The organism is Azoarcus sp. TTM-91, from assembly GCF_012911025.1.
In the GTDB taxonomy this organism is placed as follows: Bacteria; Pseudomonadota; Gammaproteobacteria; order Burkholderiales; family Rhodocyclaceae; genus Azoarcus.
The window spans coordinates 1-460 of sequence record NZ_WUEI01000296.1 but is presented as its reverse complement, the minus strand read 5'-3'; the positions used below and the strand labels follow the sequence as shown (position 1 = coordinate 460).

1 pseudogene is annotated in these 460 nt (G+C 70.4%); it reads left to right on the top strand.

Going from position 1 to position 460, the window contains the following annotated elements:
* Positions 1-460 (top strand): annotated as a pseudogene (locus tag GRF61_RS24315) (hypothetical protein); the annotation flags it as partial.

Below are 460 nucleotides of genomic sequence, written 5' to 3'. Positions count from 1 at the left end.
CGCCGACGATGCGCACCGCTTCGGCCTGCCTTGCGGCGGCACCCTGGAACTGCTGCTGGAGTTCGATCCCGACGTCGCCGCGCTGGACACGCTGGTGCGGCAGCTGGAATCCGGGCAACTGGTAAGGCGCAGCGTCGACTGCGCGACGGGCGCGGTGACGCAGGCGCCGGCTTCGGCGCCGCAGGCCCTGCATTTCGATGGCGCCACCCTGTCCAGCACGCTGGGGCCGCAGTACCGCATGCTGCTCATCGGTGCCGGGGCGCTGGCCGAGTACGTCGCGACCATGGCGCTGTTCAACGATTTCGCGGTCACGCTTTGCGATCCGCGCGTCGAGCACCTGGGCGCCTGGTCGGTGCAGGGCGTGCGCCTGACCACCGAGATGCCCGATGATGCCGTGCGCGCCATGCGTCCGGACACGCGCACCTGCATCGTGGCGCTGAGCCACGATCCCAAGCTGGAC